This window comes from Gilliamella sp. Fer1-1 (assembly GCF_001690825.1).
Lineage (GTDB): Bacteria > Pseudomonadota > Gammaproteobacteria > Enterobacterales > Orbaceae > Gilliamella > Gilliamella apicola_C.
The window spans coordinates 1-9,051 of record NZ_LZGX01000057.1 but is presented as its reverse complement, the minus strand read 5'-3'; the positions used below and the strand labels follow the sequence as shown (position 1 = coordinate 9,051).

Genomic DNA, 9,051 nt, shown 5'->3' with positions numbered 1-9,051 from the left:
GCATAAATTAAATAAAAAATCGCTAATTTTTATAAAACAAAAACTTCAATAAAATCAATAGCTTTTCTGACTAATTTTTAGGATGAAAAACAACTTATAGGAAAGCTGTGATTTCCGGCGTTTTAATTTTTGTAAATAAAATAAGCGATTAATAATAACACCAAAGCGGGGTATTTTAACTCCTGCACATAGCACAGAATGCGCTCTACTTATAATTACTCGTATCATCCATGATACTCACCTCTTCTAGGTCATCTTAGTATAGCTAAGATGTTCAAATTTTTGCAGAAAAATTTGCTCCACTTTTGCCACAGAGGCTTTAACGAAATAGTGCCGATTTTACAAACCACTTAGCCTTCAGGAAAAACAGTAATTTTGGATGATATTACGGCTTCCTATCTTCCTCATGTTTTTATTTACTTTTTAGTGATTGATTTGGCGTGTTATTTTTATTGATAATGTTAAACCGCAGTATAAGCGGTTTGACATTTTTGATAAGCATTATTTTTTAGCATAAAGTATAAATGGTATTTTTTTATATTGTTTAGTTCTTTTATCCCATTCTTCTAGCTTGAGTAAGCAAAGATGATATTTTTCGTCTTGTGCTGGTTTAGCGCCAACGGAGAATAAATAATCTTTGCCTGCTTCAGGAGTAAATTCAAATGCGCGGTTAATCCCGTTGCAAACAAAAAACTTGGTATAACCTTGACGAAACCATCCTGGTTCAACTTTAGTTGACATTCCAACTGTAAAACCAAAAATAAATGGTTTATTTGGAATGACATTAATTTGATTTAATGGTTTGACGTAATCACCCAAAACCGTTACGCCATGAATATCTGTAACCGGAGTTACGGCCTCTGTATCACCAAATCGAAAAGGAACCAGACCACCATTGTCATAATGGGTTGCTTCATCATATATCCGCATCTTTACGTTAACATCACTTGCCCCTATTTGAATAACGGTAACTCTTGCTTTAGTTTGATTACCCGTTGGTTCAACTTCAGAATAAAAACGACTTTTTGATAAAAATTTAGCATGAAATTCTGCTTGCCATTGCGCTATATGATATTCGGCAGAACTTTTATAAGTGGAGCATGATACGATAAATAGCGCAAATGCCACTACGCATAACATTCTAAAAAATTTAAACATTTATACTCCTTAATTTAAGTTAGATTTATAAAATAACACCTATACAAAGCTAATTAAAGGACTCTAACTTTTACAATAAATAATAATCAATATGTTAAATATTTGATGCAATTTATTGATTATGATATAGATATTGATTTTATAGCTGATGCCATAAAATAGCTTTCTGTGATAAACTAATAATCAGTTATAATATAAGCACTACATATCATTTTATACATTGCAATAATGCGTTACGAAACTTGCTTATTGTTTTACCAGATTGGAACATAACGAAATTTAAAAAATAACGCCATGATTAATGAAGACAATTTTTCCGACCATACACCCATGATGCGGCAATATTTAAAACTGAAAGCCGAAAACCCCGATATTTTGCTTTTTTATCGCATGGGTGATTTTTACGAAATGTTTTATGACGATGCTAAACGTGGCTCGCAGCTTTTAGATATTTCGCTCACTAAACGTGGCTCTTCAAATGGTGAGCCTATTCCTATGGCGGGTGTGCCCTATCATGCTGTTGAAAGCTATCTAGCCAAGTTAATTTCGCTCGGTGAATCCGTCGCTATTTGCGAACAAGTTGGCGATCCGGCTACCAGTAAAGGCCCTGTTGAACGTAAAGTTGTTCGTATTGTTACCCCAGGTACTGTCAGTGATGAATCGTTACTAGAGGATCGCAAAGACAATTTACTGGCTTCAATTTGGCAACAAAACCGCCATTATGGTTATGCGACACTCGATATCAGCTCAGGTCGATTTTTTGTTTTTGAATGTGATAATTTCGAGGCAATTCAAGCCGAATTGCAACGAACAAGTCCCGTTGAATTGCTTTATCCCGAAGATTTTCAATCCATGCCATTAATTGAACATCGTCATGGTTTGCGCCGTCGCCCACAATGGGATTTTGACCTTGAAACGGCAAAACAGCAACTTAATTTACAATTTGGTACCAATGACCTTGTCGGATTTGGTGTTGAAGACTGCCATTACGCACTTTGTGCAGCGGGGTGCTTATTGCAATATGTTAAAGATACCCAACGCACGGCGCTGCCTCATATACGTTCAATTATCAAACAATCAGCCTATGATTTTGTGGTATTAGATGCAGCCACTCGGCGTAATCTAGAAATTACTGAAAATCTAGCTGGTGGCACTGAAAATACCGTTGCTGAAATACTCGATAAAACCCAAACGCCAATGGGTAGCCGAATGCTTAAACGTTGGTTACATGCACCAATTCGCAATTTGACAATATTACAAAATCGCCAACTTGCGATCAGTGAATTACAAAATTATATTGATGATGCCAACCCATTATTAAAACAAATTGGCGATTTAGAACGTATTTTGGCAAGGCTCGCGTTGCGAACCGCCCGTCCTCGTGATTTTGCTCGTCTGCGTGATGCTTATAATTTATTACCACAGTTACAAAATCTATTGAGTTGCCTTACTTCGCCCGCATTAATCACATTGCGTGCCAAAATAAACCAATTTGATCGCATAGCAGATATTTTAAATCATGCTATTGTTGATGCCCCGCCCGTGATTATTCGTGATGGCGGTGTGATTGCAGGTGGATATAATGCAGAGCTAGACGAGCTACGAAGCCTTGCTGATGGTGCAACCAATTATCTAGAACAGCTTGAAATACGAGAGCGTGAAACGCTTGGCATTGATACGCTTAAAGTGGGCTTCAATGCGGTGCATGGCTACTATATCCAAATCAGCCGAGGTCAAAGCCATTTAGCGCCAATTCATTATACTCGTCGTCAAACACTGAAAAATGTTGAACGGTACATAATTCCCGAGCTTAAAGAGTATGAAGATAAAGTCCTTACAGCTAAAGGGCGAGCATTAGCGCTCGAAAAACAACTTTACGAACAGCTATTTGATCTATTAATGCCCGAACTCGCCGATATGCAAATTAGCGCTGATGCCATTGCCGAGCTTGATGTTTTAACCAACCTTGCAGAGCGCGCATTAACACTTAACTATCAAACACCAACACTATCAACCAACGCAGGTATAGAAATTAAAGATGGGCGGCATGTAGTTATTGAACAAGTATTACAGACGCCTTTTATTGCCAATTCACTATCATTATCACCAAGCAGACGCATGTTAATTATTACTGGACCAAATATGGGAGGGAAAAGTACTTATATGCGTCAAGCGGCTTTGATTGTGTTGCTTGCCTATATTGGTAGTTTTGTACCTGCATCAAAAGCAACAATTGGTCCAGTAGATCGCATTTTTACCCGAATTGGCGCTTCAGATGATTTAGCTTCAGGGCGTTCTACGTTTATGGTTGAAATGACTGAAACGGCCAACATTATGCATAATGCCACAGAACAAAGCCTTGTTTTAATGGATGAAATCGGTCGAGGCACCTCAACTTATGATGGGCTTTCTTTAGCTTGGGCCTGTGCGGAAAATTTAGCTAATGAAATCAAATCAATGACACTGTTTGCCACCCATTACTTTGAATTAACCCAACTACCTGAACATCTGCAAGGTGTTTATAACATCCACTTTGATGCTATTGAACACGATAATACTGTTGCTTTTATTCACGAAGTATCTGGAGGTGCGGCTAGTAAAAGTTTTGGTATTGCTGTTGCTGGGCTTGCTGGCGTACCCAAAGCAGTATTAAAACGAGCTAAACAAAAATTGAAAGAGCTAGAAATTATTTCCAAACAATCTGCTGGTAGCCATATTGATAAATCGCAACTCTCGTTGATGATCAGTGAGCCAACAACGTCAGAAGTCGAAGAAGCATTAAAACAGATCGATCCTGATGCTTTAACACCTAAACAAGCTTTAGAAATGCTATATCAATTAAAAAAATTATTGTAATGTGCAAGCGCAATAATCGTTTTATCACATTACAATTTAACAACTATCAATAATCACTGCCAAATTGACTTTTGGCAGTTAGATTTTTAGGTGTGATTACGCCCAATGCTTTTTCTTTGATGTTTTACCAATACCAGGGTTAAAGCTATTTGTTGGATCGAGCTGTTGATAGAATTTTTTCAAATCATCATTCGCATGATACAAATGCCCAACATTATGCTCTGCTGGATACTGAGCCCCTCGCTGGTCGAGTAATGCTAAAATATCGTGCTTAACTTTATCGCAATCCACGCCTTTTTTGGCAATATAATCTTGATGAAAAACATAACAGAAAAAATGCCCATAATACATTTTGTGAATAAAATGTTGATCGATATCTTTTGGTAGCGTTTCAAACCAATCGGTATCATTGCGTTTTAATGCAATATCAAGTGCCACAATGTCTTCTACTGTTTTACTATGCACATTGCGGTAAGCCGTTGCAGCCCCTGCGGCAGCAAAGCGGTGTAACATCGCTGCTTGTGCTTCCTTTTCATTGCATAAAAAATAATTACCATTTTTATTTCGAAAATAGCCTTTTAAAAAAGCTTCGGCCTCAGCGATTCCATCATCTGCCATTTTTAAGATAAGATGATGCTGATAACAATCACGATAATTGCGTAACGACTTAGGCAAGTGCTTTGGTAATAATCGACAAACAAAAATAGAAAACCGATCCGAAAAATTCTTAGGGAAAAACGGAATTTTAGCGGTAATGCGATCTACAACATTTTTAAAAACAAACAGGCGTGGCATCATATCTGTGCCTAATTTCTGAATAGCAAGAAAGGTTGGTTTACCATAAATAGCTGCAATATCAAAAGCCACACGATGCATATATTCGCCCGACACAGGTAAGGTTTTAAATTGACGCAAAATATGGCGGCGAATATCATTTAATTCAGTAATATTATTTGTGCCAATATAAAATACAGCCGATTTATTTTCTAAAGGAAAGGTATCTAAGCGCACGGCAAAAACCATTAAACGTCCGGCACTGCCCGACGCTTCATAATGGCGGGTTGGATCGGCATTAAACCGAGCAGGTGTATTAGCATCAACTTGACGAACATGCTCACAATAATGATGATCATGACCTAAACCTGCATCTGCATTTATATCTTTATCGGTATAAGTATGATTTTGCAAATTCTGCAAAATCGTTTCTGGCTCATCCCCCAGCTCAATACCTAAATGATTAACTAAGTGCAATTGTCCTTGCTGATCTAATTGAGCAAAAACAGCCATTTGAGTATACGCAGGTCCTCGCTGAATAAGCGCACCGCCAGAATTATTACAAACGCCTCCCATCACTGATGCACCAATGCAAGATGAGCCAATCACCGAATGTGGGCCTCGATGATATTTTTTTAGTTCTTTTTCTAGCCGATAGAGCGTGCTACCTGGCAAGCAAACAACTTGCTCACCATTTTTAATAACATTAATCCCGTCCAATCTGCGAGTGCTAACAATAACGATGGGGCGATCATAATCATTGCCATCTGGCGTAGATCCACCTGTTAAACCTGTATTCGCTGATTGTGCAATCACAATCACATCAGCCTCAACACAAGCTTTTAAAACTTGCCATTGCTCAACAAGTGTGCCTGGCAAAACTACCGCCAAGGCATCTCCCTTACCAAAGCGAATACCCTGACGGTAAGGGAGTGTTCGGCTAGGAGTAGTTAAAGTATATTTATGTCCAACAATACTTTGTAGCTTCTCAATGAGTTTAGCTGTTTGATTACTTTTCATATCGGTATGTCCCATGTATATTGAAAATTGTATTGCGTTAACACTGGTTATTTAATAATCAACCATCTTAACTAAAAGCTACACAATTAGCTATCGGTATTTCATCAATCTTTACCGCGCGTTAATCGTTATTTTTCATGAAAAATAGATTAACCGTGAAGTATAGTCGTTAAGTTTAAGCGTAAATAATGGATAAGTTATCGGTTATCATTGAGCATCAAGTGCAAGGATTTACGCTTTCTTATACATTCACTTTTTTATGATGGAGTGGGCATATGCAATTTTTATCATTAACAATAAAAATCTATTTGATATGATTTACCTTATTTTAAGATGTATTATTACTTTCTCGCTTAATCATTAACTTTAATCTTAGAAATAACAACGTAACATCCGTAGAAATAAGACAAGAAAATATCCTTCTGGGAGGTTGAGAGGCGTAAGATTAAATGCATACCAAATATGACTAACAATAATTCTTATTTTGCTTAAAACTTTCCTCAAGTTTTTGCCGTTGCTGATGAGTAAATTCGTCATAAAAAAGAAAATAAAAAGAATATTTTTGTATTTGTATTAAATAGCCTTTCTTTAATTTTCTTATCTTATAAAATTCCGAATATTTAATTTTAACTCCAGATAGTTTTTCTTTATATGTGCATTCTAATTTATCATTATAAAATGTGATAATTGCATGGCGGTAAACGCTATTCACCGATTTAACAATGCGATTCACCGATAATCGCAAACACAATGGATACCCAACCAAGGCAAAAATAGAACCCAATAGCATAGATAGAGAAATTTGATCAAAAATAAAACCTATCAGTATAATAAAAAGTATTACAAACATTCCGATCGTTATATTACGGTACAAATACTTGAGCCCCGTTAGGATTCTTTGTGTTGTCACTTCGTAATTTTCAATAACAGCTAATGGTGCGTCACACTCTTTTTCGTAATATGGCTTTAAGTTATTGTCTAATATTATTAAATGTTCGGGCTTAAATAGTTCAAATTTAACAAAATAAAATATTGTGCAATTAACAAAAAATAGATACCCATCTGCTTTTTTATGGATTTGATAAAAGTCTTGATAATAGTAAGTATTGGTTTCACTTTTATCCTGATTATGTAATATCATTTTTTCATCATCAAATGTGATTAGAAAATTTCGCATATTGTCGGCTATTGAGCGGTCTAAATTCTCGGCAAACTCTTTATCTAGCACGCCAGACTGAGCATAGTACGAATCTAACAAATATTGCGAGTTGATTTTATATTCTACAGTTATTTTTTTATTCATTGTTTAGCTCTTTTGTAAATATCCCAAACTTAGTACACAACTCACCTAGTACACAACTCACGTAGAAAATTAAGCGACCTATTTTAGTGCTTTATATTCAATCGGTGTCATGTTATTTTATTTAATGCCTTTGCGGTCTTTCGGTGTTATAAATCGTTAACCATTCTTCGCTTGTTTTCCTTAAAAGTTGAATTATGCCCTATTTACGGCACAGCTCTTTAACAGGAATACCATCCTCAGCTTCTTTTAAAATAGCTACAATTTGATTCAGCCCTTTTTCATCATTAAATCCCATTTTACTTTTATCATAGAGAATTTTCTACTGCACTATTTTAATGGGTAGTTACACTGCATTTTTTCTTTTTGAAATGCAATTGGTGATTGTTGGTACCACTTTCTGTTTTTTTGTTTATCATAGCAATGACCTTATAAAACGGGTACTAATTAGTGTAACCTATCCACTATACAACCAGCTTAAATAGTGACCTCGCCCAAAGGCATGGATTAATCTGACTTCTTTTTCAACTAATATAATTGTCTTTCCACTCTCCAGTAATCCATCTGCTAATGCTCGTTTCATGGCAAATCATTAATACCTTTGTGCTACTGAGTATACACTAACTCCTCTTTTGTTGGTTGTCTATAAGCCACAAAATAATCTTTACCTACAATAAATAATGTATTGTTCATATAAATGGCTTGATTGCCATTTAATAAAAATTTAGCTATAGGTAGTTCATCAATATTTTCAAATGTGGCATATTCCAATTCGTTACTGATATCAATGTGATATTTTTTAAAATTTTCTACTTGCTGTTGATATAATGCCTCATTACCAAAAAATTGTTTTGAATTAGTCTTACCAAAGTTTACCGGATAAACTTGTTGATAATTAACACAAAGTTTTTTTTCATTAGCATTTAAAGTTAATACCACACTATCAAGCTCTTCTAATTGACTACCCTCAAAACGTAAATAATTATTAGCTTGCTTACTTGTTAACAAAAGACTTCTAGCCGAATTTTTATTTGGATCTTTAGTAGCCCATTTGCTATAGCAATTAGACGTAACCGGTATTTCTTGAAACTTTCCTTCTTTTGTAATTTGAAAATGTTGTATTTCTATTGTTTCATCTTCAAAGCGTTGTTGGCGTTCAATGGAATAGTTTTTGTCTATATTGTAACCCCCAAAACCGGCTGGATACATATTTGTTGCCTCATCTCTTGTTGCGCCATAATAATTTTTTAATATTATCTTATCTAAAAAATCATATTGTTCTGATAAAAGGTAAAGATAAATTATTTGCTCTTCATTTTCTTGTGTGCCAGTTATTAAAATTGGATTTATCACATTATTAATTTGAGGTAGCTTTATTCCATTTAAATCAATTAAATAATTATTTAACTGTTCATATAAACTATCGTTATCGAATAAGTTTAAATAGTATGCAAAACTTCTTGATATATTTTGAGGATAATTATAATAATTCTCATCCTGAATGAATTTCGCTGATCTTTTAGAATTAATTGGTAAATCTAATGAGGGAAATTTATTACTTAATTTTTGAAATGAATACTTGTTTTGGGGTTTTAAAAAAGATGCAACAAAAGATTCATTTATAAATAATAACTGATCATTACCAAAAATCAATCTATGCTTTGGCAATAATAATTTAGCTAAATCAACATCTAAAACATCATCGAATTGTAAATAATTTACATCACCATTCGGTAAAATAAATTCGTTGATAATTGGATTTTCAATTAGATTTTTTGTGAGCAATTGGGATAAATCAGATGTTCGATGTACGCTGACATTATACTGGTTATTATTAATATAAATGATATTATTAACTAACTTAACTCGTAAATTATTCAAATAATTAGGGTTATAACTATCTTTTTTCATTAGATAATTATTTTCAATATATTTATCTAAAA

6 protein-coding genes are annotated in these 9,051 nt (G+C 34.7%); 1 reads left to right on the top strand and 5 read right to left on the bottom strand.

All coding sequences use genetic code 11. From position 1 onward, the window contains the following. Window positions 1-501: 501 nt before the first annotated feature. On the bottom strand, window positions 502-1,158 hold the full coding sequence (locus A9G28_RS07565) for a hypothetical protein (protein ID WP_065580261.1): 657 nt from the start codon (window positions 1,156-1,158) through the stop codon (window positions 502-504). A gap of 294 nt (window positions 1,159-1,452) precedes the next feature. On the opposite strand from A9G28_RS07565, the gene mutS reads away from it, so the two are divergent. Further along, entirely contained in the window at window positions 1,453-4,014 is a 2,562-nt protein-coding gene (mutS, locus tag A9G28_RS07560) for a DNA mismatch repair protein MutS (RefSeq protein ID WP_065580260.1), read from the top strand. Window positions 4,015-4,110: 96 nt separating this feature from the next. Here mutS and dld read toward each other — a convergent pair whose 3' ends face one another. From dld to A9G28_RS07545, 4 genes are all read right to left on the bottom strand, one after another. After that, complete coding sequence (gene dld, locus A9G28_RS07555) at window positions 4,111-5,808, bottom strand: D-lactate dehydrogenase (protein ID WP_065568438.1); 1,698 nt, start codon at window positions 5,806-5,808, stop codon at window positions 4,111-4,113. Between the two features lie 466 nt (window positions 5,809-6,274). Then, a complete protein-coding gene (locus A9G28_RS07550; protein ID WP_065568439.1) occupies window positions 6,275-7,111 on the bottom strand; it encodes a YcxB family protein in 837 nt (278 codons plus the stop codon). 454 nt (window positions 7,112-7,565) lie between these two features. Beyond that, on the bottom strand, window positions 7,566-7,691 hold the full coding sequence (locus tag A9G28_RS13855) for a hypothetical protein (protein WP_255307559.1): 126 nt from the start codon (window positions 7,689-7,691) through the stop codon (window positions 7,566-7,568). Between the two features lie 23 nt (window positions 7,692-7,714). After that, window positions 7,715-9,051 (bottom strand): hypothetical protein (locus A9G28_RS07545; protein ID WP_218057347.1); only part of this gene is annotated, 1,337 nt, incomplete at its 5' end.

Bases quoted from the DNA above. Each gene is read 5' to 3' on its own strand.
- dld (WP_065568438.1), bottom strand. From the start codon at position 5,808: ATGAAAAGTAATCAAACAGCTAAACTCATTGAGAAGCTACAAAGTATT.
- mutS (WP_065580260.1), top strand. From the start codon at position 1,453: ATGATTAATGAAGACAATTTTTCCGACCATACACCCATGATGCGGCAA.
- A9G28_RS07550 (WP_065568439.1), bottom strand. From the start codon at position 7,111: ATGAATAAAAAAATAACTGTAGAATATAAAATCAACTCGCAATATTTG.
- A9G28_RS07565 (WP_065580261.1), bottom strand. From the start codon at position 1,158: ATGTTTAAATTTTTTAGAATGTTATGCGTAGTGGCATTTGCGCTATTT.
- A9G28_RS13855 (WP_255307559.1), bottom strand. From the start codon at position 7,691: ATGAAACGAGCATTAGCAGATGGATTACTGGAGAGTGGAAAGACAATT.